This window comes from Candidatus Manganitrophus morganii (assembly GCA_021651055.1).
In the GTDB taxonomy this organism is placed as follows: Bacteria; Nitrospirota; Nitrospiria; order SBBL01; family Manganitrophaceae; genus Manganitrophus; species Manganitrophus morganii.
Genome location: JAJHOH010000001.1, coordinates 3,671,553 through 3,696,459 on the forward strand (window position 1 = coordinate 3,671,553; position 24,907 = coordinate 3,696,459).

Annotated in this window: 22 protein-coding genes, 5 tRNA genes and 1 pseudogene; 27 read left to right on the forward strand and 1 reads right to left on the reverse strand. The window is 54.4% G+C overall.

From position 1 onward, the window contains the following. The first annotated feature begins 23 nt into the window (after positions 1-23). From MCM46_16830 to MCM46_16875, 10 genes and pseudogenes are all read left to right on the forward strand, one after another. Positions 24-1,097 carry a glycosyltransferase family 4 protein gene (locus tag MCM46_16830; protein MCG3113481.1) on the forward strand — a complete coding sequence of 358 codons (1,074 nt, stop codon included), beginning with the start codon at positions 24-26 and terminating at the stop codon, positions 1,095-1,097. After that, positions 1,075-1,929, forward strand: coding sequence for a class I SAM-dependent methyltransferase (locus MCM46_16835; protein ID MCG3113482.1), 855 nt, complete (start codon positions 1,075-1,077; stop codon positions 1,927-1,929). The genes MCM46_16830 and MCM46_16835 overlap by 23 nt, the downstream gene beginning before the upstream one ends. 41 nt (positions 1,930-1,970) lie before the next feature. Next, complete coding sequence (gene asnB / locus MCM46_16840) at positions 1,971-3,884, forward strand: asparagine synthase (glutamine-hydrolyzing) (protein ID MCG3113483.1); 1,914 nt, start codon at positions 1,971-1,973, stop codon at positions 3,882-3,884. Between the two features lie 149 nt (positions 3,885-4,033). Beyond that, positions 4,034-4,726, forward strand: a complete 693-nt coding sequence (locus MCM46_16845; GenBank protein ID MCG3113484.1) for a hypothetical protein — start codon at positions 4,034-4,036, stop codon at positions 4,724-4,726. Beyond that, on the forward strand, positions 4,707-5,642 hold the full coding sequence (locus tag MCM46_16850) for an ABC transporter ATP-binding protein (protein ID MCG3113485.1): 936 nt from the start codon (positions 4,707-4,709) through the stop codon (positions 5,640-5,642). Before MCM46_16845 ends, MCM46_16850 begins: the two co-directional genes overlap by 20 nt. After that, a complete protein-coding gene (locus tag MCM46_16855; protein MCG3113486.1) occupies positions 5,642-6,421 on the forward strand; it encodes an ABC transporter permease in 780 nt (259 codons plus the stop codon). The genes MCM46_16850 and MCM46_16855 overlap by 1 nt, the downstream gene beginning before the upstream one ends. Positions 6,422-6,423: 2 nt before the next feature. Next, positions 6,424-7,077 carry a hypothetical protein gene (locus tag MCM46_16860; protein ID MCG3113487.1) on the forward strand — a complete coding sequence of 218 codons (654 nt, stop codon included), beginning with the start codon at positions 6,424-6,426 and terminating at the stop codon, positions 7,075-7,077. A gap of 21 nt (positions 7,078-7,098) precedes the next feature. Beyond that, positions 7,099-7,278 (forward strand): hypothetical protein, encoded by a 180-nt coding sequence (locus MCM46_16865; GenBank protein ID MCG3113488.1) that lies wholly within the window; start codon positions 7,099-7,101, stop codon positions 7,276-7,278. Positions 7,279-7,301: 23 nt separating this feature from the next. Further along, positions 7,302-8,222 (forward strand): annotated as a pseudogene (locus MCM46_16870) (Gfo/Idh/MocA family oxidoreductase). A 93-nt stretch (positions 8,223-8,315) separates the two neighbouring features. After that, positions 8,316-8,921: an acetyltransferase gene (locus MCM46_16875; protein MCG3113489.1), complete on the forward strand. Its 606-nt coding sequence runs from the start codon at positions 8,316-8,318 to the stop codon at positions 8,919-8,921. A gap of 88 nt (positions 8,922-9,009) precedes the next feature. On the opposite strand, the gene MCM46_16880 is transcribed toward MCM46_16875, so the two are convergent. Continuing rightward, positions 9,010-9,762, reverse strand: a complete 753-nt coding sequence (locus tag MCM46_16880; protein ID MCG3113490.1) for a hypothetical protein — start codon at positions 9,760-9,762, stop codon at positions 9,010-9,012. 225 nt (positions 9,763-9,987) lie between these two features. On the opposite strand from MCM46_16880, the gene MCM46_16885 reads away from it, so the two are divergent. The 17 genes from MCM46_16885 (at position 9,988) to rpsG (ending at position 24,836) form a co-directional block, all read left to right on the forward strand. After that, positions 9,988-10,063, forward strand: a tRNA-Thr gene (locus MCM46_16885). Between the two features lie 53 nt (positions 10,064-10,116). Next, positions 10,117-10,202, forward strand: a tRNA-Tyr gene (locus MCM46_16890). Positions 10,203-10,251: 49 nt separating this feature from the next. After that, a tRNA-Gly gene (locus tag MCM46_16895) sits at positions 10,252-10,326 on the forward strand. A gap of 94 nt (positions 10,327-10,420) precedes the next feature. Beyond that, a tRNA-Thr gene (locus MCM46_16900) sits at positions 10,421-10,496 on the forward strand. Between the two features lie 94 nt (positions 10,497-10,590). Then, positions 10,591-11,781: an elongation factor Tu gene (gene tuf, locus MCM46_16905; protein ID MCG3113491.1), complete on the forward strand. Its 1,191-nt coding sequence runs from the start codon at positions 10,591-10,593 to the stop codon at positions 11,779-11,781. A gap of 29 nt (positions 11,782-11,810) precedes the next feature. Then, positions 11,811-11,960, forward strand: a complete 150-nt coding sequence (gene rpmG, locus MCM46_16910) for a 50S ribosomal protein L33 (protein ID MCG3113492.1) — start codon at positions 11,811-11,813, stop codon at positions 11,958-11,960. A 169-nt stretch (positions 11,961-12,129) separates the two neighbouring features. Next, positions 12,130-12,207 (forward strand) — tRNA-Trp (locus MCM46_16915). Between the two features lie 48 nt (positions 12,208-12,255). Continuing rightward, the gene (gene secE / locus MCM46_16920) at positions 12,256-12,450 is read left to right on the forward strand and encodes a preprotein translocase subunit SecE (protein MCG3113493.1); all 195 of its coding nucleotides are present in this window, start codon (positions 12,256-12,258) and stop codon (positions 12,448-12,450) included. A gap of 28 nt (positions 12,451-12,478) precedes the next feature. Continuing rightward, positions 12,479-13,009, forward strand: coding sequence for a transcription termination/antitermination protein NusG (gene nusG, locus MCM46_16925; GenBank protein MCG3113494.1), 531 nt, complete (start codon positions 12,479-12,481; stop codon positions 13,007-13,009). A gap of 39 nt (positions 13,010-13,048) precedes the next feature. Further along, positions 13,049-13,471 (forward strand): 50S ribosomal protein L11, encoded by a 423-nt coding sequence (gene rplK, locus MCM46_16930; GenBank protein ID MCG3113495.1) that lies wholly within the window; start codon positions 13,049-13,051, stop codon positions 13,469-13,471. Positions 13,472-13,514: 43 nt separating this feature from the next. Next, positions 13,515-14,204 carry a 50S ribosomal protein L1 gene (gene rplA / locus MCM46_16935; GenBank protein MCG3113496.1) on the forward strand — a complete coding sequence of 230 codons (690 nt, stop codon included), beginning with the start codon at positions 13,515-13,517 and terminating at the stop codon, positions 14,202-14,204. A gap of 60 nt (positions 14,205-14,264) precedes the next feature. Beyond that, positions 14,265-14,792 (forward strand): 50S ribosomal protein L10, encoded by a 528-nt coding sequence (gene rplJ / locus MCM46_16940; protein MCG3113497.1) that lies wholly within the window; start codon positions 14,265-14,267, stop codon positions 14,790-14,792. 99 nt (positions 14,793-14,891) lie between these two features. After that, positions 14,892-15,278, forward strand: a complete 387-nt coding sequence (gene rplL / locus MCM46_16945) for a 50S ribosomal protein L7/L12 (protein MCG3113498.1) — start codon at positions 14,892-14,894, stop codon at positions 15,276-15,278. A 195-nt stretch (positions 15,279-15,473) separates the two neighbouring features. Further along, entirely contained in the window at positions 15,474-19,517 is a 4,044-nt protein-coding gene (gene rpoB / locus MCM46_16950) for a DNA-directed RNA polymerase subunit beta (GenBank protein MCG3113499.1), read from the forward strand. Between the two features lie 122 nt (positions 19,518-19,639). Further along, complete coding sequence (rpoC, locus tag MCM46_16955; GenBank protein MCG3113500.1) at positions 19,640-23,806, forward strand: DNA-directed RNA polymerase subunit beta'; 4,167 nt, start codon at positions 19,640-19,642, stop codon at positions 23,804-23,806. A gap of 136 nt (positions 23,807-23,942) precedes the next feature. Then, complete coding sequence (gene rpsL / locus MCM46_16960; protein ID MCG3113501.1) at positions 23,943-24,314, forward strand: 30S ribosomal protein S12; 372 nt, start codon at positions 23,943-23,945, stop codon at positions 24,312-24,314. Between the two features lie 51 nt (positions 24,315-24,365). Next, a complete protein-coding gene (rpsG, locus tag MCM46_16965) occupies positions 24,366-24,836 on the forward strand; it encodes a 30S ribosomal protein S7 (protein ID MCG3113502.1) in 471 nt (156 codons plus the stop codon). The last annotated feature ends 71 nt before the right edge of the window (positions 24,837-24,907 follow it).

Genomic DNA, 24,907 nt, shown 5'->3' on the forward strand with positions numbered 1-24,907 from the left:
CGTTTCCTTTATTTGATTGGAATATGAGACTGACATTTGTAATCGGAGCATTAACGCTGGGAGGGGCCGAAAGAACCCTCGCCTTTTTAGCGAAGCACTTCATGGAGCGAGGACATGCCGTTTCCGTCGTTACCCTCTATTCGCCGGAAAAAGATTTTTATGCGCTTCCTTCAAAGATGAATCGGAAGACGTTGGGGATGACCCGTCCCGCTCAGATATTCCATCAGTTTCCATTGCTGCGGCGGACCATTTTATCCACGGAGCCTGAAGTGATTATTTCTTTCCTCGACAAAATGAATGTGATGACATTGACATCGATGTGGGGAACAGAGGTTCCGGTCATCGTCTCCGAGCGGACCGACCCGAGCGGCTATTCAATTGGTCCGATTTGGGATCAGCTTCGCTGGTGGACTTATCGGGCGGCGACCAGAATTGTTGTTCAAAGCAAGGGAACGGCCGATTACTTTTTGCCCAAACTCAAAAACAAGGTATCGATTATCCCCAATCCGGTTACACGACCCGCTTTGTCCGATCGGCCGCCCGAGACGTCCCTTCCGAAACCTTATATTGTCGGAATGGGAAGATTGGTCGTGGAGAAACGTTTTGATCTCTTGATCCGCGCCTTTGCACAAATAAAGGACCAATATCCGGAATGGACCCTGGTGATTTTAGGAGAGGGACCTCTCAGAGGGGAGCTCGAGCGGCTCCGTGACGCAGTTGGGCTGGCCCATCGTCTTCTTCTTCCGGGGAGGGCGCAAAATCCCGATGACCTCCTCAAACAGGCCGATCTCTTCGTCCTCTCCTCCCGTGTGGAGGGTTTCCCCAATGCCTTGTGTGAGGCGATGGCCTGCGGCCTTCCGGTGATTGCAACCGATTGCCCCAGCGGCCCGCGAGAGATTGTCAGGGACGGCATCGACGGCCTTCTCGTTCCAAACCAAGACGAGGCTGCTTTGTCGAAAGCGATGGACCGCCTGATGTCCAATGAAGCGGAGCGCCGGCGTCTTGCCGCGCGTGCCGTGGAGGTCGTCGATCGATTCGGCGTGGAGAAGGTCGCGGAGATGTGGGAGGTCCTCTTTGCTCAATCCATCCGGCGCTGAAAATAAGACCGGTCACCCAAACGAAATCGCGCTCGGGGAGCGCTTTGAGTTCGGAGAGAATTGGAGCCGCTTTCTGGCGGTGTTGGATGACGCCCGGATCGAAGAGGCCGAACGCTCGTTGAAGCAGATGCTCGGTCTGGAGAGACTGTCGGGGAAGCGGTTTTTGGATATCGGCTCCGGAAGCGGATTATTCAGCCTTGCCGCGCGAAGGATGGGGGCCACCGTACACTCTTTTGATTTCGATCCCAAGTCGGTCGCCTGCACGCAGGAGCTGAAGCGGCGGTATTGCCCGCAAGAGGCCGCTTGGTCGATCGAAAAGGGATCGGTTCTCGATCGAGACTATCTTCAATCTCTCGGAAAATTCGATGTCGTCTACTCCTGGGGGGTGTTGCATCATACCGGGGCGATGTGGCAGGCATTGGAAAATGCCGCAACATTGGTCGCCGACGAAGGGTTTCTCTTTATCTCCATCTACAACGATCAACTCTATAAATCGGTCCTCTGGCGCAAGGTGAAGCAATTTTATTGCTCCGGGCCGTTGGGGAAGGGATTGACGGTCGGCTTCTTCATCCCTTATTTTGTTTTACGGGGGGCGATCTTCGACCTGCTTTGCCTGAAAAATCCGCTGAGGCGATACAGCGATTATAAAAAAGAGCGCGGGATGGCGAGATGGATCGATTGGTTTGATTGGCTGGGGGGGTATCCGTTTGAAGTGGCGAAACCCGAAGAAATTTTCAACTTTTACCGTCAAAGAGGATATCGGCTGCAAAAGCTGAAGACCTGCGGCGCAGGCCTCGGCTGTAATGAGTTCGTCTTTACCAAGGAACATTAAGTCCCGCCGTCTATGGAAGCATCCAATAGGAAAAGAATCCGATGTGTGGTCTGAGCGGTTGCCTCGACATTTCTCTCCAAAGAGGTCCGGGCGAACTGGAATCGATCGTCACCCGAATGGCCGACGCCCTTGCCCACCGGGGCCCGGACGATCGCGGCGTCTGGGTCGATGCGGAGGCCGGCATCGCCTTGGGCCATCGCCGTCTCTCCATCATCGATCTTTCCCCGGAGGGTCATCAGCCGATGGCGTCGGCCTCCGGCCGTTACATGATCGCTTTCAACGGAGAGGTCTACAACTTTAGAGGATTGCGTCAGGAGCTGGAAGGGGCGGGCGGGCGCTTCCGGGGCCATTCGGATACGGAGGTGATGCTTGAAGCGATCAGCTGTTGGGGAGTGGAAGGGGCGGTTCGCCGATTGAACGGCATGTTCGCCTTTGCCTTGTGGGATCGTAAAGAGCGGCGGCTCCACCTGGTTCGCGACCGTTTGGGAGAGAAGCCGCTCTATTATGGATGGATGGGGAGCGCATTTCTCTTCGGATCGGAATTGAAAAGCCTTTGCGCCCACCCGGAATTTCGGGGAGCAATCGATCGCGGTGCCTTGACCCTCTACCTCCGGCATAATTATATTCCGGCGCCTTATTCGATCTATAAAGGAATTTACAAATTACCGGCCGGGATGATGCTGAATTTAAATCTTTCCGCCAGCCGATCGCTGCCGCCGCCCGTGCCTTACTGGTCGTTCAGGGAGGTGGCCGAAGCGGGGATGGCGCATCCGTTCGAAGGCTCCGCCGAGGAAGCCGCCGACGCGTTGGAGACCCTTTTGAAGGATGCAGTCAAGATGAGGATGGAGGCCGATGTTCCCCTGGGAGCGTTCCTCTCGGGCGGGATCGACTCTTCCACCGTGGTGGCGCTGATGCAGGCGCAAAGCAAACAGGCGGTGAAGACCTTTACGATCGGCTTCAGCGAAAGAGCTTATAATGAAGCGGACCATGCAAAGGCGGTCGCGCAGCATCTGGAGACCGATCATACCGAGCTTTATGTCACCCCCGAAGAGGCGATGGCCACCATCCCATCCTTGCCGATTCTCTATGATGAGCCTTTCGCCGATTCTTCTCAGATTCCAACCTTTCTTATTTCTAAACTGGCGCGTCAACATGTGACGGTGAGTCTCTCCGGCGACGGCGGGGATGAGCTTTTTGGGGGATATCGGCGATATTTTATCGCGCAGCGGCTTTGGAATCTGATCGGATCGATTCCCGGAGGGATCAGAGACGTGACCGCCGGAGGAATCGAGGGGGTGTCTCCTTTCATCCCATTTATGAGTGATAAAGCGGAGCGGCTCGCTGAGATTCTGAAGGTCGAAGGGGCGGAAGCAATGTACCACGCTGCCATCTCCCATACGAATAAGCCGGCCGACTTTGTTCTCGATGCGGTCGAGCCGTCGACGGTGTTCAGCGATCCCGGCGCTTGGATCAAGACGCCCCATTTTATCGAGCAGATGATGTATCTCGATACGTTGACCTATTTGCCGGAAGATATCTTGACCAAGGTCGACCGGGCGAGTATGGGGGTCAGCCTTGAGGCGAGGGTCCCCCTGCTGGATCATCGTGTCGTTGAATTTGCGCGGCGTCTCCCCCTCTCTATAAAAATCCAAGACGGAAAAGGGAAAGCGCCGCTCTGTCGAATACTGAAAAAATATGTTCCGTCCGAATTGTTCGAGCGCCCCAAAATGGGTTTTGGAATCCCCCTCGATGTTTGGCTCCGCGGCCCGCTCCGGGAATGGGGGGAGGCCCTTCTCAATCAAGAGCAGCTTCGGCGCGATGGTTTTTTTCATCCGGAAAAGGTTCGCCGTCTCTGGGAGGGGCACCTCTCCGGAAAATGGAATCGGCAGTATCTCTTGTGGAATTTGCTCATGTTCCAAGCCTGGTTGAGAACAACGAAAAATTCCGGCGGATAACTTTCTTTTATCCTAATTCTGAAAAGGTGGGGCATCGTTTTTTTTAAAATTTTGGCTATACTATACGTTGACTCGGCAAGTCGCCAAAAGTCGAATGGATGAGCGTTTTCCTTGAATCGCGAAATAAATTATGTAGGATTGAATTTGTCATGATCAGAATTAAATCTGAGGGTAAGAAAGGAGTCCTGGCCGTCTGTATGGCGGCGACGTTGCTTTTCGGTCTCGTTCAAACACAGCGGAAATTGGTGACTTATCAGCCGGTTCATGGAGAATCATTGCTCTATCTTCCTTCCGGAAAATATTTGAAGCCGCTTGCGTTGGGATATGATCAGGTGGTGGCCGACCTTCTTTGGATGAAGACAATTTCTTATTTCGGCGGCCATTTTATGTCGGACAAACAATATCCCTGGCTCGCTCATATGTTGAACCTCATTATCGATTTGGATCCTCGATTTGATTTTCCCTACTATTTCGGGGGGATTGTTCTGTCGCTGGAAGCCTCCCAGATTGAAGAGGCGAACAAAATTCTAGAGAGGGGGATCGAAGCGTATCCCGATCGCTGGCAGTATCCCTTCTACATCGGCTTCAATTATTACTATCACAAGAAGGATGCTCAGCGTGCGCTCCCTTACCTTGAAAAAGCCGCGTCTCTCCCCAGGGTGCCCGCTTTTGTTAAGAGCCTGGTTGCGCGTCTTTACGAAAAATCGGGGAAAGAAGAAGAGGCGCTCCATTTTTATGAAGAGATCTACCGGAACACGACTGATGAGATGATTCGGCAGAAGATCAAAGAGAAGATCGATCGAATCAAATCGGGTGCTGAAGATGAAAACACTCGCCATTGAAATCAAGCATCTTACGAAAAAATATCGATCCGGTTTTTGGCTGAAGGAAACGGAGTCGCTCTCCGATCTCAACCTGGAGGTCGAGGCCGGGAGCATCTTCGGATTTTTGGGACACAACGGGGCGGGGAAGACCACCACGATCAAATTGCTGATCGGCGTCATTCACCCGACTTCGGGAGAGGCCTTCATCTTCGGACGTCCCATTTCGGACATCACGGTCAAGCGGGAAATCGGATTCCTTCCGGAAAGCCCTTACTTTTATGATTACCTGACCGGATCGGAGTTCCTCCACTTTTGCGGTCAGTTGTTCGGGATGACGGCGAAAGAGCGCGCCAAGCGGGTCGATGCTTTGGTAGAACTGGTCGGCCTGAAGGGTTCGGAAGGGGAGCAGATGAGGAAGTATTCCAAGGGAATGCTGCAGCGGATCGGCCTCGCCCAGGCCCTGATCAATGATCCCAAATTGGTCATTTTGGACGAGCCGATGTCGGGACTCGATCCGGTCGGCCGGAAGGATGTCCGCGACATCATTCTTGGTCTGAAAGAGGAGGGGAAGACCGTCTTCTTCAGCACCCATGTCCTGACCGATGCGGAGATGATTTGCGATCAGGTCGGGATCATCATTAAAGGCCGCCTTCGCAGCAAGGGGAAATTGGAGGCATTGTTGAATCCGAAGGTGCGGTCGATCGAGGTCTCCCTGACCGGCATTGCACAGGACGGTCTGGAGTCGCTAAAGTCTTTCTCGAACACCGTTCTCCAACGGGGAGGGGACTTTTTGGTGGTTCTGCAAGAGGAAGCGCAACTTCCTTCCATCATAGATTGGACCACCAAACGGGGGGGGAAGATCGTTTCGGTCGTCCCACGAAGGGAGAGCTTGGAAGACATCTTTATGGAGGAGATGAAGGGGGTGGGTCGCTGATGGTTGCTTGGGCGATTGCAAAGAATACATTTAAAGAGGCGGTTCGAAGCAAGATTCTCTATAGCCTCATTTTCTTTGCCCTGGTGATGATGGGGGTCTCGTTGGTGCTCGATCAGGTGACGGTCGGCCAGCGGAGCAAAATCATTATGGATTTCGGACTTGCCAGCATTAATCTCTTCGGGATTCTCATTGCGATTGTGGTTGGGATCGGCCTGGTCTATAAGGAGATCGAAAAGCGGACGATTTATCCGCTTCTTGCCAAACCGGTGCGACGGAGCGAGTTTTTGATCGGGAAATATTTCGGCATCGTCCTGACGCTCGGCGTCGAGGTGGTATTGATGTCGTTCTTCCTCTTCTTGTTGATGGCGATTTATGGGCTGAGCACCGATTCGCGGATGTTCGATCTTGGATTACTGGCGGCGATCTTTCTCATCTTCCTAGAAATGGCAGTCATTGCGGCGGTCGCGATTCTCTTCTCCTCTTTCTCGACCCCCTTTTTGAGCGGGATGTTTACCTTGGCGGTTTATGTCATCGGCCATTTGACCGAAGACTTGAAAAGGCTCGGCGCCCTTTCGGGGAGCCCTGCTTTGGAAAAAATGACCGCTTTCCTTTATTATCTTCTCCCCAATTTGGAGAATTTTAATATTAAAGGAGAGGTCGTCTATCAGCTTCCGGTCGAAACAGGACGGATCCTCTTGGGCCTGCTGTACGGCCTGCTCTATATCGGCCTGTTGATCTTTTTCTCCTCCATGCTTTTTCAGAGAAGGGATTTCAGATAACGATGAATGATCGACTCATCAGACGCGTCGGATGGATCGGCCTCTTCATCCTCATTTTTTTCTCGATGATCTATCTGAAGGTGTTCCTCTCTTCCAGGGCTGAATTCAGAACGGCCGAGGCGGCCTTGGCGAAGGGGAACGATCGCGAGGCGATTATCCATTACGAGCGGGCCATCCTCTGGTATCTACCGATCGGAGGATACGTGGAGCCTTCGGCCGAGGCGCTCTGGAAATTGGCGACGGCGCTGGAGGAAAAAGACAAGAAGCTCGCCCTGGAAGCGTTTCGTTCGTTGCGGAGCGGTTTTTATGCGGCGCGCAGTTTTTACACCCCCGGAAAAGAATGGATCGCCCGTTCGGATCAAAAGATCGCCTCTTTGATGGCGCAAGAGCTTCCCTATTCCGAGGCCGATAAAAAGAAAACGGTCGAGCAGCGAACGGAGGAGGCATTGGCAATCTTGAAGCGACCTCTGAAACCACACACAGGGTGGTCGATTGTCCTCGAAATCGGATTTTGGGGGTGGGTGGCCGGGGTGCTTCTTTTTATTATGACCGGGTTTAATGCGGAAAACCGGGTGATCCCCAAGCGGGGCCTTCTCCTGGGGGGATGGATTGTCTTATTTTATGCGCTCTGGATTGTTGGAATGATGAATGCGTAATCTTTGCCGAGGTGAAAGGGGATGAGCATCGTTTACATATTGATGATCCTCCTGGGAGTGATCGGAATCGGATTCAGCTTTTGGGGCCAGGGGAGTCTCAGGCCGCCATACGACACGATCAGCGCAATCGGTCTTCCGCTGAGCCTCATCGTCGGACTCCTGGGGGTGTTGCTTTTGTGCGTTCCTCACTTTTTCGGCTAACCGTTTAGGATGGGAGAGATTCGATGGAACAAAAAAGGGCCGGTAAAAAGAACATTGCGCTGATCGGCAGCGGTTACTGGGGTAAAAACCTTCTGAGGAACTTCCATCAACTCGGCGTCTTAAAAACGGTCTGCGACAGCGATCCCGCCCGTCTCTCCGGTTTCAAAGAAACGCATCCTGACCTTACGTATACGACCCAGCTCTCGGAAGTCCTCAAAGATCCTCAAATCGACGCGGTGGCCATCGCGGCGCCCGCCGCGCTTCATTATGAGCTTGCCAAGAAAGCGCTGGAGGGTGGGAAGGATGTGTTCATTGAAAAACCGCTTGCCCTCGACGTAACCGACGGAGCCCGACTGGTGAGTCTGGCGGAGAAGAAGAACCGCATCTTGATGGTCGGCCATCTTCTTCAATACCATCCTGCGATTTTGAAGTTGAAGGCGTTGATCAATGACGGGGAGCTCGGAAAAATCGATTATATCTATTCGACCCGGCTGAACCTCGGAAAGATCCGAAGCGAAGAGAACATCCTCTGGAGCTTTGCACCGCACGACATCTCGGTGATCTTGTTGTTGCTCGGCGAGCTTCCGAAGGAGGTCTCCACGCATGGAGGGAATTATCTTCACCCGACCATCGCCGATGTCACCTTTACGAATTTTACCTTCGGCAGCGGGGTGAGGGCGCATATCTTCGTCAGCTGGCTCCATCCTTACAAAGAGCAGAAGATGGTGATTGTCGGTGAGAAGAAGATGGCCGTTTTCGATGATGTGTCGCCCGACCGGAAACTCCTCCTCTTTCCTCACAAGATCGAATGGATCAATCGAGAGCCGGTTCCATCGAGGGGAGATGGGGAGATCGTCCCCTTGGTGATGAAGGAGCCGCTCTTGGAGGAGTGCCTTCATTTTCTTGATTGCATTTCAACCCGGAAGAAACCGAAGACCGACGGGGCGGAAGGGCTTCGTGTCCTTCAAGTGCTTCAGGCCTGCCAATCCTCTTTGCACGAGCAGGGGAGACCGGCCTTAATCGAAAGTGCACCGAAGGTGAAAGTTGAGAAGAAGGGATTTTATATCGATCCGACCGGTATTCTAGACGAAGGGGCCAAAGTAGGGGAGGGGACGAAGGTATGGCATTTCTCTCACATTATGACCGGAAGTGAGATCGGCCGAAACTGCAACATCGGTCAGAACGTGGTCATCTCCCCCCAGGTCAAGGTCGGCAATGGGGTGAAGATTCAGAATAATGTCTCTGTCTACACCGGCGTCATCCTGGAGGACGATGTTTTCTGCGGTCCGAGCATGGTCTTCACGAATGTGATCAACCCCCGGAGCGCCGTTTCGCGAAAAAACGAATATAAGTCGACCTTGGTCAAGCAGGGGGCGACCATTGGCGCCAACGCGACAATTGTCTGTGGGGTGACCATCGGACAGTATGCGTTTATCGGGGCGGGGGCCGTCGTTACAAAGGATGTTCCCGACTTTGCTTTGGTTTACGGAAACCCGTCGGCGCAACACGGATGGATGTGCCGTTGCGGCGTAAAGCTGAGCTTCAAGGGATCAAAGGCGGTTTGCTCAGCATGCGAGGCGACTTACAAGAAAGATAAATCAGGGTGTCACCTACTTTCCTCCCCAACCTCCGGAGGAGTGTAAGCGGAATCACCTGTAGTAAAAATTGAAGGGGCTGTCTTCACCAAATATTGAGAAGAACAGCCCCTCGTTTAGATCTACGTATGGCCTCCTAGAAACCGATATTGATCCTTCCTGAATAAAGCGGAATTTTCGAAAAATCAGCCTCGGCGACAAAATTAATAATTAAAAGGGAGATCTTGACCCCAATAAAGCCTTTTGTTAGACTGAGGCTTTCTTTTTCCAGGTCAAGACTGCTGACTTTCTCCTTGCTTCTAATCCAAACCTGACCGATACCGGCATAGGGTGTGACAAAAGCAAGGCCTTTGCTGATAGAGAGATCCGCTCCGATGGTTTCCAAGTCTAGATCATCAACGCCGAGGAGTCTGGTGTAAGACCCCCGAATGGCAACGGCCGGCCAAACGGCATTCCCCGAAATGAACGCCCATTTGAGTTCGCCTCCTACCATTGAAACGTTCGATTGAGGAACTTTTGAATAAACTGCTCCAATATCGAATCCGAAGGGAAGTCCCTTTTGAATATGCAGTTTTGGAAGGATGATTTGGCTAGGGGGATCTTCTGTCACTTTGGTCCAGTATGAATGGTCTTCGCGGATATTTGCTGCAGTCACTTCGGCTCCGATGTCGAAGCCAAGGACTCCAAGGGACTCTGCGGGGCTAAGAGGAAGATAACTTAATGCAAGGCCCATCTCCTCGCTCAGGTCTTTGAATTCTTCTTGGCTGAGGAGCGTGGGGCCCAGTCCCAGGTCGATATCTAGATCCAGGGCAGAGACGGGAGGGGAATAAATCGAGAGAAAGAGACCGAAGATTATCCAGAAAAAAAAGGATCTAAATAGGGTTGCCATTAATACCTCCTGCTGAGTTTCACGGGTTTCATGGTGTGAGAAGGTTATAAATTAAAAATATTCTTGTTTTCCCTATTGACAAAATGATAACTCAAAACTATAATTAATCGTTTATCTGGCTGGTTTAGCCTCTTCCTTCCCTTTTTTCAGGGCTTCAATCGATTTGAAATTAAATGAAATACGGGAGCTTATAGCACAGTTTCTTTTAGGTTGTAAAGAATATAAGCTGGCGTAGCTCAGTCGGTAGAGCAGCTGACTTGTAATCAGCAGGTCGGGGGTTCAATTCCCTTCGCCAGCTCCAGAGCAGGTGCTGTTTCAATTATAGCAGAGGAATCAGGAGGATGGGCCTCAGCTGGGGAGGTTCCCGAGTGGACAAAGGGAACAGACTGTAAATCTGTCGCCTTAGGGCTTCGGAGGTTCGAATCCTCCCCTCCCCACCACGTAAGTGAAGAGGATCTCAGCCGTTGACCGATTTAAAAATAAGCTCATGCGGGAATAGCTCAGCGGTAGAGCGCTAGCCTTCCAAGCTAGGGGTCGCGGGTTCAAATCCCGTTTCCCGCTCCAATTCAGTTTCATGAAGCTGAGAAGAATTAAGAGAGGAATTAAGATAGAGAGCCGCTTGTTACCTTGCCTGATAACTCAATAGCAAATCTATTGAGCCCTTGTAGCTCAGTTGGCAGAGCACATCCTTGGTAAGGATGAGGTCACCGGTTCGATCCCGGTCGAGGGCTCCAGTGAAGACGAAAGTCGGGCAATGTCTTAGTGTAATGAACAGCGCGGTGGGAATGACGTAGGGGTCACCGTAAGACGGAATTTTTGGAGGGATAGATGGCGAAGGCGAAATTTGAGCGGACGAAGCCGCACGTGAACATTGGGACGATCGGGCATGTGGATCATGGGAAGACGACCCTGACCTCTGCGATCACAAAAGTGTTGGCCGACAAGAAGTTTGCGGAGTATTTAGCGTACGATCAGATCGACAAAGCCCCCGAAGAGAAAGAGCGCGGGATCACCATTGCGATTGCGCACGTGGAGTACCAGACCGACAAGCGCCACTACGCGCACGTCGACTGTCCGGGGCATGCCGACTACGTCAAGAACATGATCACCGGCGCCGCCCAGATGGACGGAGCGATCCTGGTGGTCTCCGCCGCCGACGGACCGATGCCGCAGACACGCGAGCACATCCTGCTGGCGCGCCAAGTCGGCGTTCCCTACATCGTCGTCTTCTTGAACAAAGCCGACATGGTCGACGACAAAGAGCTGCTGGATCTGGTGGAGCTGGAAGTCCGGGAGCTGTTGAGCAAGTATGAATTTCCGGGAGATGACATTCCCGTCGTCATCGGCTCCGCGCTCAAAGCGTTGGAAGGGGACAAAAGCGAGATGGGCGAGCAAGCCATCCTAAAGCTGATGGACGCCGTCGACAGCTACATCCCCACCCCCACCCGCGAAATCGACAAGCCCTTCATCATGCCGATCGAAGACGTCTTCTCCATCTCCGGCAGAGGCACCGTCGTCACCGGCCGAGTCGAGAAAGGGATCGTGAAAGTCGGAGACGAGATCGAAATCGTTGGGATCAAAGCCACCCAGAAGACCGTGGTCACCGGAGTGGAGATGTTCAGAAAGATCCTCGACCAGGGGCAAGCCGGAGACAACGTCGGGGTGCTCTTAAGAGGCACCAAGAAAGAAGACGTCGAGCGGGGGATGGTGCTCGCGAAGCCGGGGAGTATTACCCCGCACACCAACTTCAAAGCCGAAGCCTACATATTGACCAAAGAAGAAGGGGGCCGGCACACCCCGTTCTTCAACGGATATCGGCCGCAGTTTTATCTTCGAACCACCGATGTGACCGGAGTGGTGAAGCTCGCCGAAGGGGTAGAGATGGTGATGCCGGGGGATAACGTCACGATGGACGTGGAACTGATCATGCCGATTGCGATGCAAGAGGGACTCCGATTCGCCATCCGGGAAGGCGGCCGCACCGTCGGCGCAGGCGTTATCACAAAAGTGATTAAATAAGAGCTTATTAGATAAGGTAGGATCCAATCATGCGCGATATCGTTACGATGGCTTGCACCGATTGCAAGAGACGGAATTATTCAACCAATAAGAACAAGAGGAATACTCCCGATCGGATTGAGCTCAAGAAGTATTGCAATTCCTGTCGCAAGCATACGGCTCATAAGGAAGTGAAATAAAGATAAGGCGAGGATCAGCCTTTGCCTGTCCGAGCAGCGGGGCGTGGGGGACATCGTATGATGTACCCCAGCAGGCTAGATGGGGACCCCTGAAAATTAGATGGCTGGGCAGGTGGGCATCGGAGGACCTTTCTTTTTGAGTTGCCGCACGGGCCCACACATATAAAATAGGCCAGTAGCTCCAATTGGTTAGAGCGGCGGTCTCCAAAACCGCATGTTGGGGGTTCGAATCCCTCCTGGCCTGCCAGGTCGAAACGCCGAGAAGGCAACGGGCGCAAACTGAGGTAGAGAAAAAATGATCAAGCGGTTTTTCCAAACCATCAGCGATTTCTTTAAAGACGTTAAGAGCGAACTTTCGAAGGTCACCTTTCCTAGCAAAAGTGAGACGATCGGGTCAACAACCGTGGTGATTGTTTTTACTGTGATTGTCTCCGTTTTCCTAGCCGTTGTGGATCTCATCTTGGTCCGCCTACTGCGCTTGGTCGTTTGAGTCCCAGATAATGTTGAAGGAGAGTTTGATGGAAAAAAACTGGTATGTCATTCATACCTATTCCGGTTATGAGGGGCGCGTCAAAGCCAGTCTCGAGGAGCGGATCAAAGCGCTCGGTCTGGAAGAAAAAGTCGGCAAGGTGCTGATCCCGACGGAAGAAGTGGTTGAGATCAAAGAAGGGAAAAAGCGGGTCTCGACGAAGAAGTTCTTCCCCGGTTATGTTCTCGTTGAGATGAACATGGATGATGAACTTCAACAACTGGTGAAGAGCACCCCCAAGGTCACCGGATTTTTAGGAGGCGGCGAGGCCCCTTCCCCCCTTTCTCAACATGAAGTCGACGTACTTTTAAAACAGATTGATGAAGGGGTCGGTAAACCGCGGGAGAAGACGCAGTTCGAGAAGGGGGACAATGTCCGGATCACCGACGGACCGTTCTTGGGATTCAATGGAGTCATCGACGAGGTGAACCCCGACCAGAGCAAGGTGAAGGTATTGGTCAGTATTTTTGGAAGATCGACCCCGGTGGAGCTAAGCTTTCTACAGGTAGAAAAGGTCTAACGGTATCTCAGAGATTTATATCCGCTTTAAGGAGATCAAATGGCGAAAGAAGTGACGGCAATGGTTAAGCTTCAAATTCCGGCGGGCAAGGCGAATCCGGCTCCTCCGGTCGGTCCGGCCTTAGGTCAGCATGGCGTCAACATCATGGAGTTCTGCAAGGCCTTCAATGCCAAGACACAGGGGCAAGAGGGGACGATCATCCCCGCTCTCATCAGCATCTACTCGGACCGCACATTCACCTTTGTCTTGAAAAGTCCTCCCGCTGCGGAGCTTCTTAAAAAAGCGGCGGGGATCATCAAGGGATCGGCCGTTCCTCAGAAAGACAAGGTCGGCAAGGTGACCCGTGCCCAGGTCGAAGAGATCGCAAAAACGAAAATGCAGGATTTGAATGCAGTCGATCTGGAGGGGGCCCGCAAGATCGTCGAGGGAACGGCGCGAAGCATGGGCATTACAGTCGAGTAGTTCAGCACATACTTTGGAATGGGATCTATAAGCCGAGGGGAAAATGGGTAAAAAATACGAGGGGGCAGTCGCAAAGGTTGAGGAGAGGGCATATAAGCTCGATGAGGCATTTGATCTGGTAAAGCAAGCTCATTTCGCCAAGTTCGACGAGAGTGTCGATATGGCGGTTCGCCTGGGGGTCGATCCGAAGCACTCCGATCAAATGGTGCGCGGCTCGGTCGTCCTCCCGCATGGAACCGGAAAAAAAGTGCGCATCCTGGTCTTTGCAAAGGGAGAAAAAGAAAAAGAGGCGACCCAGGCCGGAGCCGATTACGTCGGCTTGGATGACCTGATCGAGAAGATCAACCAGGGATGGCTTGATTTCGATACGGTTGTTGCGACCCCCGATTTAATGGGTGTGGTCGGTCGATTGGGAAAGGTCCTCGGTCCGCGCGGTTTGATGCCGAATCCGAAGACCGGAACGGTGACCTTCGATGTGGCGCGGGCGATCAGAGAGATCCGACAGGGAAAAGTGGAGTATCGGGTTGAGAAAGCCGCCATCATTCACGTGACGATCGGCCGCGTTTCCTTCACCGCGCAACAGCTTGCTGAAAATGCCGGTGTCATCATCGATTCCGTCATCAAGGCCAAGCCGGCCTCGGCCAAAGGGAAATATGTCAAGGGGATTACCGTCTCTTCCACAATGGGGCCCGGCATTCCAATTGATACGGGGAGCATCGGCGGCATCACTTAACTCGGTTTTTTCGTGGCCGTACCAGGCAGGTTAACAAGAAACGAAGAATAAGGGCGGAAGATGAAAAAAGAAGAAAAAGGTGTGATGATTGCGGAGTTGAAGGAAAAGTTTTCCCGAGCCAAGGTGGCCGTCCTGGCCGAGTTTTCCGGCATGGAGGTCGAAGAGATCCGAGCGGTGAAGAACGAGCTCCGCCGGGCGAAGGGAGAGTTTAAGGTCATTAAGAACACCCTTGCCTACCGGGCCGCAGAAGGGACGACGTTGCAGGGGATTCGTGATCATTTCAAGGGACCGATTGCCGTGGCCCTCGGTTATGACGATCCGGTCGCTCCGGCGAAGGCATTGAATAACATTGCGGACAAACAGAAAAAGCTGAAGATCAAGGTGGGGGTTGTCGAAAATCAGGTCGTCGATCCGGTCCGACTGAAGCAGATCGCGAAGCTCCCATCCAAAGAGGTCTTGGTCAGCCAGTTCATCGGCCGCCTGAAATCTCCGCTCTACGGATTGGCTGGTACCCTCAACGGCGTATTAAGCAAATTCGTCAGGACCCTCCAAGCGGTCCATGATAAACGTCAGGCGCCCCCGGCCTAAGTTTACGAAAGAGATCAAACATGGGCGGCCACAGGGGGCCGCCCCTACAAACCCGTTCATTTAATAAGGAGAGAACCGAAAATGGCACAGACAGAGGAAATGGAGTTAACGAACGATCAGATTATCAAGGCCGTTGAGAAGATGCCTGTACTTCAGTTGGCTGAGTTGATTAAGCTGGTTGAAGAGCGATTCGGCGTCACCGCCGCGGCGCCGATGGCCGTCGCCGCAGCCCCCGGGAGCGGGGGTGGCCAGGCGGCTGCAGCGGCCGAGGAGAAAACGGCGTTTGACGTGGTTCTTTCCGCTGCGGGCGATAAGAAAATTCAGGTCATCAAAGTGGTACGCGAGTTGACCAGCCTCGGTCTGAAGGAAGCGAAGGATCTCGTCGAAGGGGCCCCGAAAACCGTGAAGAGCGGTGTCACCAAGGAAGAGGCCGAATCGATGAAGAAGAAGCTCGAAGAAAATGGGGCCAAGGTCGAAATCAAGTAAGATGTTCGGCCACTCCAGACCGAGTGCGTCTTCAAATCGGTTTTAAACTGAGTTCGATCGAAGGATCATCACGACGTAAAAGATCGGAAATCCAAATTCGGAGGCGGGACCTTTCAATGAAGGGGGATTCCCGCCGTCGATTTTCCGGAACGGTCTTTACGGGATGACCTTGAACATGGACTCCAGGAGGATTGAATGGCACAGAGCACCGTAAACGGTACTCGAGACAGAAAAGATTTATCAAAAATCAGCATCCAGATTCCGATTCCGAATCTGATTGAGATTCAGAGGCAATCGTACGAGCGCTTCCTGCAAAGAGATATCCCTGCGGAGCAGCGGGAGGATATCGGATTGCAGTCCGCCTTTACGAGCGTCTTCCCGATCTCCGATTACAATGACACGGCGATGATCGAGTTTATCGACTACTCGATCGGAACCCCGAAATATGACGTGCAGGAATGCCTTGAACGAGGAATGACCTTTGCGGCCCCGTTGAAGATCCGCGTCCGCCTGGTCGTCTGGGACAAAGAGGCCAAAGGGGACGCAAAGAAGGTCCGAGACGTCCGTGAGCAGGAGGTCTACATTGGCGAACTTCCCCTGATGACCGAAAACGGGACGTTCCTGGTGAACGGAACCGAACGGGTGGTCGTGAGCCAGCTCCAACGCTCTCCCGGCGCCGCCTTCACGCATGACAAGGGAAGAACCCACGCCAGCGGCAAGGTTCTCTATTCCGCCCGGATTATTCCTTATCGGGGCTCATGGCTCGATTTCGAATTCGACGCCAAAGACATTCTCTACGTTCGAATCGATCGCCGGCGCAAACTTCCCGCCACGATCCTATTGAAAGCCTTTTCGCAGGAAGAGGGAGACAAGCAGGAGAAGAAGTACACCCTGGCCGGACGGGAAGAAAAGGCCGAGGGAGGGAGCCTCGAAGAGGCAATCCTTAAGCTCTTTTACCCGATCGAAGAGGTCCGGATCGCGGAAGGCGCTTTCTGGCGGAAGCTCGATTCCGATATCCATGCCGGTATCAAGGCCCCGACCGATTTCATGGATAAAAAAGAGAAGGAGCTCCTCGCAAAAGAGGGGAGCAAGATGACCAAGGGGGTCCTCAAGCGGATGAAGACCGAGGGGATCAAAGAGATGCCTTATCCCAAGGAGGAGTTGATTGGGAAAGCGGTCCTCAACGACATCATCGATCCGAACACCGGTGAAGTTCTCCTTGAGCGCAATCATGAATTAACCGATGCCGTTCTGGCCAAAATTGCCGAAGCCGGGATCAAAGAGATCAAAGTCCTCTACATCGACAACATCCAGGTCCTTCCGGTGATTCGCGATACCTTGTCGATGGAGAAGGTCGCCTCGCCGGATGAAGCGATGGTGGAGATCTATCGGCGTTTGCGCCCGGGGGAGACCCCGACCATGGAGACGGCCCGCGTTCTCTTCGACAATCTCTTCTACAACCCCAAGCGCTATGATCTTTCACCGGTCGGCCGGCTGAAGCTGAACAAAAAACTCAACCTCGATCTGCCGCTCGAACGGAGAACCCTGACGGCGCCCGATATCGTCGAAGTGATCCGTTATCTGGTCAATTTGAAAACCGGAAAGGGAGAGATCGAAGATATCGATCATCTCGGCAATCGCCGCGTCCGGTCGGTCGGCGAACTGCTTGAGAACCAGTTCCGGATCGGCCTGGTCCGGATGGAGCGGACGATCAAGGAGCGGATGAACCTGCTCGATCTGGAAACCGTTCTCCCGCACGACCTGATCAACGCCAAGCCGGTGATCGCCGTCATAAAGGAATTCTTCGGAAGCAGCCAGCTCTCGCAGTTCATGGACCAGACCAATCCGCTGGCCGAAATCACCCACAAGCGGCGTCTCTCCGCGCTGGGGCCCGGCGGGTTGACCCGGGAGCGGGCCGGATTCGAAGTTCGCGACGTTCACCCGAGCCATTACGGCCGGATCTGTCCGATCGAAACGCCGGAAGGTCCGAACATCGGCTTGATCACCTCGCTCGCCACCTATGCGCGGGTCAACGAGTTCGGCTTTATCGAGTCGCCTTACCGTAAGGTGAAGAGCGGACGGGTGACCGAGGAGATCGAGTTTATCTCGGCGATCGACGGCGACAAATACGTCATCGCCCAGGCGAACACCAAGGTCGACGGGAAGGGAAAAATTACTGCCGACAGCATCTCCGCCCGTTACGCGGGAGATTTCGTCATGGTCCCGGCCGAACGGGTCGAATACATGGACGTCTCGCCGAAGCAGATCGTCAGCGTGGCGACGGCGTTGATTCCGTTTTTGGAAAACGACGACGCCAACCGGGCGCTGATGGGTTCGAACATGCAGCGCCAGGCGGTGCCGTTGATCGCCACCGAGGCCCCGTTCGTCGGGACCGGAATGGAAGCGATCGTCGCGCGGGATTCGGGTTACGTGCTGCTGGCCCGGCGGCCGGGGGTGATCGAAAGCGTCGATGCGACCCGGATCGTCGTGAAAGCGGAATTGACCCGCAAAGAAAAAGAAAATGCCTCGGAAGATCCGGAGGTGGCGCTTGATGTTTACAACCTGATCAAGTTCCAGCGCTCCAATCAGAACACCTGTATCACTCAGAAGCCGGTCGTCACCGTCGGAATACGGGTGAAGAAGGGGGATGTCCTGGCGGACGGCCCCGCGATCGACCAAGGAGAATTGGCCTTGGGCCGAAACGTCCTGGTCGCCTTCATGCCGTGGGGCGGATACAACTTCGAAGACGCGATCCTCATCTCCGAAAGACTCGTGCGCGAAGATCACTTCACCTCGATCCACATTGAGGAGTTCGAGCTCGAAGCGCGCGACACCAAGCTCGGAAAGGAAGAGATCACCCGGGATATTCCGAACGTCAGCGAAGATGCGTTGAAGAATCTCGACGAATCGGGAATCATTCGGATCGGCGCCGAAGTGAAGCCGGGAGACATCCTGGTCGGCAAGGTGACCCCGAAAGGGGAAACCCAGCTGACGCCGGAGGAGAAGCTGCTGCGGGCGATCTTCGGCGAGAAGGCGGGCGACGTGAAGGACGCGTCGCTCTATGTTCCCCCCGGCATCGAGGGGATCGTCGTCGACGTGAAGATCTTCTCGCGAAAGAGCGTCGAGAAAGATGAGCGCTCCAAGAGCATCGAAAATGAAGATGTGATCCGGCTCCAAAGGGATCATCAAGACGAGCTTCGGATCATCGAAGAGGAGAAACATAAAAAGATCCGCAAGCTCCTTCTCGGAAAGCTCGCCGGGGTCGATATCGTCGATCCGGAGACGGGTGAGAGCCTTCTCAAGAAAAAGAAAAAGATCACCAAGGAGATCCTCGATCGAATTCCGGATGAGGAGTTGAAGAACGTCCTCTTGAATGAGCCGGAGGAGCAGGAGAAGATCGACCGGATCGAGGCCTTCACCAAAGAGCAGATCGATATTTTGCAGACGATCTACGATGAGAAGGCCGGCCGGTTGAAGCGGGGCGACGAGCTTCCTCCGGGGGTGATCAAGCTGGTGAAAGTCTTCATCGCCATGAAGCGGAAACTCCAGGTCGGAGACAAGATGGCCGGACGGCACGGAAACAAGGGGGTTGTCTCCCGCGTTCTGCCGGAAGAGGATATGCCCTATCTTCCGGATGGGACGCCGGTCGGGATCGTTCTGAACCCATTGGGCGTTCCTTCCCGTATGAACGTCGGCCAGATCTTGGAAACCCATCTCGGTTGGGCGGCGAAAGCGCTGGGGCTCCATTTGGCGAGCCCGGTCTTCGACGGCGCCACCGAGAAAGAGATCAAGGAGATGCTTCAGAAGGCGAAACTCCCCACAAGCGGACAGACGGTCCTCTACGATGGGAAGTCCGGAGAGCCGTTTAATCGCCCTGTGACGGTCGGCTACATGTATATGATGAAGCTCCACCATTTGGTGGACGACAAGATCCACGCCCGTTCGATCGGCCCTTATTCGCTGGTGACGCAACAGCCGCTCGGAGGAAAGGCGCAATTCGGAGGACAACGTCTCGGAGAAATGGAGGTCTGGGCGCTTCAAGCCTACGGCGCCGCCTCCATCCTTCAGGAGTTCCTCACGGTGAAATCGGATGACGTTCCCGGACGATCCCGGATCTACGAGGCCATTGTGAAAGGCGAGAACTTCCTCGAGCCGGGCCTTCCGGAGTCGTTCAACGTCTTGATCAAAGAGCTGCAAAGCTTGGGTCTCGACGTGGAACTCATCAAGGGAAGAGAGTAACAAAGACGCATATTAGGGGGTCTCTTGCTGTGTAGGGGCGAATCTTGTATTCGCCCCTCATTTAGGGCGGGAGGCTTCTCTTTAGGGCGATCACAAGGATCGCCCCTACTTTTGGAGGTTCAATGGAGACAATTAGTAAGGTCGAAGCGATTAACAGCCTGTTTGAAAAATCGAAAGACCCGATCTCTTTTGATGCCATCCGTATTCGAATTGCTTCGCCGGAGAAAATCCGCTCCTGGTCCTACGGCGAGGTCAAGAAACCGGAGACGATCAATTACCGTTCGTTTAAACCGGAGCGGGACGGGCTCTTCTGCGCCCGGATCTTCGGGCCGATCAAGGACTGGGAGTGCAACTGCGGAAAATACAAACGGATGAAGCACCGCGGGATCGTCTGCGACAAGTGCGGCGTCGAAGTGATTCAGTCGAAGGTTCGCCGCGAGCGGATGGGACATATCGAGCTCGCCTCTCCGGTGGCGCACATTTGGTTTTTGAAGGGGGTCCCGAGCCGGATCGGCGCGCTGCTCGACATGACCTTGAAGCAGCTCGAGCGGGTTCTCTATTTCGAGAATTACATTGTCATCGATCCGAAAGACACCGATCTGAAAGAAAAAGAGATCCTGACCGAGGACCGCTATCGTGCCTTGTTGGAGCAATACGGAAACCACGGATTCCGCGCCGACATGGGGGCGGAGTCGATTCGCGAATTGCTGCGGAAGCTCGATCTCGATACGATGTGGAATGAGCTGCATCTGAAGGTGGCCGAGGCCAGCTCAACCGCCGTGAAGAAAAAGCTGACGAAGCGATTGAAGGTGATCGAGTCGTTCCGGAAGTCGGGGAACCGCCCGGATTGGATGATCCTCGACGTCATTCCGGTCCTTCCGCCGGAGCTGCGGCCGTTGGTGCCGCTCGACGGGGGACGGTTTGCGACGTCCGATTTGAATGATCTTTATCGGCGCGTGATCAACCGGAACAACCGGTTGAAGCGTCTGATCGAATTAAAGGCCCCTTCCGTCATCATCCGGAATGAGAAGCGGATGTTGCAGGAATCGGTCGACGCCCTCTTCGACAACGGCCGGCGCGGCCGGGCGATCCGAGGACCCAATAAGCGTCCGCTCAAATCGCTCTCCGATATGCTCAAAGGAAAGCAGGGGCGGTTCCGTCAGAACCTGCTCGGAAAGCGGGTCGACTACTCGGGGCGGTCGGTGATCGTCGTCGGGCCGGAGCTCAAGCTCCATCAGTGCGGTCTGCCGAAGAAGATGGCGCTGGAGCTTTTCAAGCCGTTCATCTTCCAGAAGCTCGAAGAACGGGGTTATGTCACCACGATCAAGAGCGCGAAGAAGATGGTGGAAAAAGAGCGGCCCGAGGTGTGGGATGTGCTCGATGAGGTGATCAAAGAGCATCCGGTCCTGCTGAACCGGGCGCCGACATTGCACCGGCTCGGCATCCAGGCGTTCGATCCGTTGCTGGTGGAAGGGAAAGCGATCCGTCTTCATCCGCTCGTCTGCGCCGCGTTTAACGCCGACTTCGACGGAGACCAGATGGCGGTCCACGTCCCCCTTTCGGTCGAAGCGCAGATCGAGGCGCGCGTTTTGATGATCGCGATCAATAACATCCTCTCCCCCGCCAGCGGAAAGCCGATCATGGTCCCCTCTCAAGACATGGTGCTCGGCTGCTACTGGCTGACGAAGGAGCGGAGCGGGGCGAAGGGAGAAGGGAAGCTCTTCTCCTCCGCGGAAGAGGTGCGGATCGCCTACGATCATCGAGAAGTGGAAGAGCATGCCCGGATCAAGGTCAAGCGGGACGGCAGTATGGTTGAGACTACGGTCGGCCGGATCATTTTGGGCGAGATCCTTCCTCCCTCGATTCCGTTTTCGATGATCAATAAAGTCTTGAACAAGAAAGAGCTGATGAAGCTGATCGATACGGCCTACCGCGAGGCGGGCCATCGCGAAACGGTCGTCCTGCTGGATCGGGTCAAAGATCTCGGTTATCTCTACGCGACCAAAGCCGGCATTTCCATCAGCATCGACGACATGCACATTCCGAGCAAGAAGGAAGCGTCGATTGAAAAGGCAAAAAAGGAAGTGCTGGAGATCGAGAAACAGTATGCCGAGGGTCTGATTACGAACGGCGAACGTTATAACAAAGTAGTCGATATCTGGGCGCATGTCACCGAAGTGGTCGCCAGCGAAATGATGAAAGAGCTCGGGCAAGAGGAAGAGAACATCAAGAAAGGATCGGGCAAGGGAAAACAGTTCAACTCGATCTTCATGATGGCCGATTCGGGCGCCCGGGGCAGCACCCAGCAGATCCGTCAACTCGGCGGAATGCGGGGATTGATGGCGAAGCCGTCGGGGGAGATCATCGAAACCCCGATCACCGCCAACTTCCGAGAAGGATTGACGGTGTTGCAATACTTCATCTCGACGCACGGCGCCCGGAAAGGTCTTGCCGATACGGCGTTGAAGACGGCGAACTCCGGCTACCTGACACGGCGTCTGGTCGATATCGCCCAGGATGTGATCGTGAACGACCTCGACTGCGGCACGTCCGACGGGATCACGGTGACCGCCCTGGTGGAAGGGGGAGAGGTGATCGAGCCGCTCGAGGAAAGAATCCTCGGCCGGGTGACCGCGGAGGACATCCGCGACCCGATCACCGGAGAGTTGATCTGCGCGGCCATCGAAGAGCTTGATGAGAAAAGAACGCAGGACGTTGTGGAAGCCGGTATCGACAAGGTGAAGATCCGTTCGGTGCTGACCTGTCAGGCGCGCCGGGGTGTTTGTGTGAGATGCTACGGACGGGATCTGGCACGGGGCCGATTGGTCGAGAAAGGGGAGGCGGTCGGCGTGATCGCGGCCCAATCGATCGGAGAGCCCGGAACACAGCTGACGATGCGGACCTTCCACATCGGCGGTACGGCGAGCAAGGTCATCGAGCAGACGGTTCTTGAAGCGAAGAATGCCGGTATCCTGAAATATCTCAATCTTAATACCGTGAAGAATAAAGACGGCGACATGGTCGCGATGAACCGGAACGGGAAAATCGCGGTCTATGATGAAACCGGCCGTGAGAAAGAGAAATACTCGGTCGTTTACGGCGCCAGAATCAAAGTAAAAGATGGCGCACGGGTAGAGCCGAGCCAAAAGTTGGTGGAATGGGATCCTTACTCCCTCTCGATTTTGACCGAGGTCGGCGGAAAGATCGCCTTCGGAGACATCATCGAGGGGCAGACGATGCGGGAAGAGGTTGACGAGGTGACCGGATTGTCCCGACGGGTGATCGTCGATTATCCAGGCTCCAATCTCAGACCGCGTATCTCGATCAAGGACGAAGGGGGGAAGACGGCGAAGATCTCCTCTTCCGCCGCCGTCGCCCGGTATCTTTTGCCGGCCGGAGCCCACATTCTGGTCGAGCGGGGACAGGTTGTTTTTCCGGGGGATGTTCTTGCGAAGATCCCGCGGGAAACGACCAAGACCAAAGATATCACCGGCGGTCTTCCCCGCGTGGCCGAGCTCTTCGAGGCGAGAAAGCCGAAGGAGCAAGCGGTCATCTCCGAGATCGACGGAACCGTCGAATACGGCGGCTTCGTCAAAGGAATGCGGAAGGTCATTGTCCGGAACGAGATGGGAGACGCCCGGGAGTATTACATCCCCAAAGGCAAACATGTCAACGTCCATGAGGGAGACTGGGTTCATGCCGGCGAGCCGCTTATGGACGGCTCGGCGAACCCGCACGATATCTTGGATGTCCTCGGTCCGAAGGAACTACAAAAGTATCTTGTGGACGAAGTCCAGGAAGTGTACAGGCTACAGGGGGTCTCGATCAACGATAAACACATCGAGATCATCGTTCGCCAGATGCTCCGAAGGGTGAAAATTGAAGAGCCGGGGGACACCGAGTTTCTCATCGGGAACCAGGTCGATAAGTTCGTCTTTCAGTTGGAAAACGAACGGGTGATGGCCAAAGGAGGACGGCCGGCGATTGGAAAACCGATTCTGCTCGGAATCACCAAAGCGGCCCTCTCGACCGACAGCTTCATCTCGGCGGCCTCGTTCCAAGAAACCACCCGTGTTCTGACGGAAGCGGCGATCAGCGGAAAAACCGATGATCTCTTGGGGCTCAAAGAAAATGTGATCGTCGGAAGGCTCATTCCGGCGGGAACCGGATTAAGCAGCTATCGCGAAGTCTATGTCCGGGTGCCGCAGCCGGAGGAAGCCGCGGCGGTCGCGCAAGAGGCCGTCCCGCAGCTCCCCGCCCCGAGCGAGGAGCCGGCTCCGGCCGAGTAAGCGCAGTACGGATCGATTTTTGTTTCGTGTTGAAGTCTCCCGTGTTTTGCAGCGGGAGACTTCAACAAAGCGCTTGACAAATAAGAATTCTTTCACTATACTTCCACAGTTTCGGTGCTTCATTACAGGAGGGTCTGTGCCCACAGTCAGTCAGTTGATTAAAAGAGGACGTGAAAAAGCCCGGACAAAGACCAAAAGTCCGGCGTTGAAGGGATCGCCTCAGAAGAGAGGGGTCTGCGTCCGTGTCTACACCACGACGCCGAAGAAGCCGAACTCTGCTTTGAGAAAGGTGGCGCGTGTCCGCCTGACCAATGGGATGGAAGTCACTTCTTATATTCCGGGGGTCGGTCACAATCTGCAGGAGCATTCGATCGTGCTTGTCCGCGGAGGAAGGGTGAAGGATCTTCCCGGCGTTCGTTATCACATTGTCCGGGGCGCGCTCGACACGGTCGGCGTCGCGAATCGGAAGCAGGGGCGCTCCAAGTACGGAGCGAAGACACCGAAATAAGGAGAGGTTGATCTGATTCGTCTCCGATTGTAATTTCTTACTGAGGTTGAGATGCCAAGGCGAAAAGTAGCCGTCAAAAGAGAAGTTCTCCCGGACCAGCGATTCGGCGATCGGCTGGTCTCGAAATTTATCAATATGCTGATGCACCAGGGAAAAAAGAGTATTGCTGAAATGGTCTGCTATAGCGCTTTCGAGTTGATCAAGCAGAAGAGCGGTTCGGACCCGATGAAGGTTTTCAAGGGCGCCGTCGAAAATGTGAAACCGATGGTTGAGGTAAAATCGCGGCGGGTCGGCGGTGCCTCCTACCAGGTTCCTGTTGAAATTCGCCAGAGCCGCCGAACCACCTTAGCCCTGCGATGGATCACCCTTTACGCAAAACAGCGGGCCGGAAAGAGCATGGAAGAAAAACTGGCCGCCGAGCTGATGGACGCCTCGAATAATACCGGCGGCGCGGTGAAGAAGCGGGAGGATACCCACAAGATGGCCGAGGCCAACAAGGCCTTCGCGCATTATCGCTGGTAATTGTTCAAAGAATACCCGTCGGGTGAGGGCGCTGCCTTCACCCTTTTTTACTCTATCTCCTCTCGCTTTGA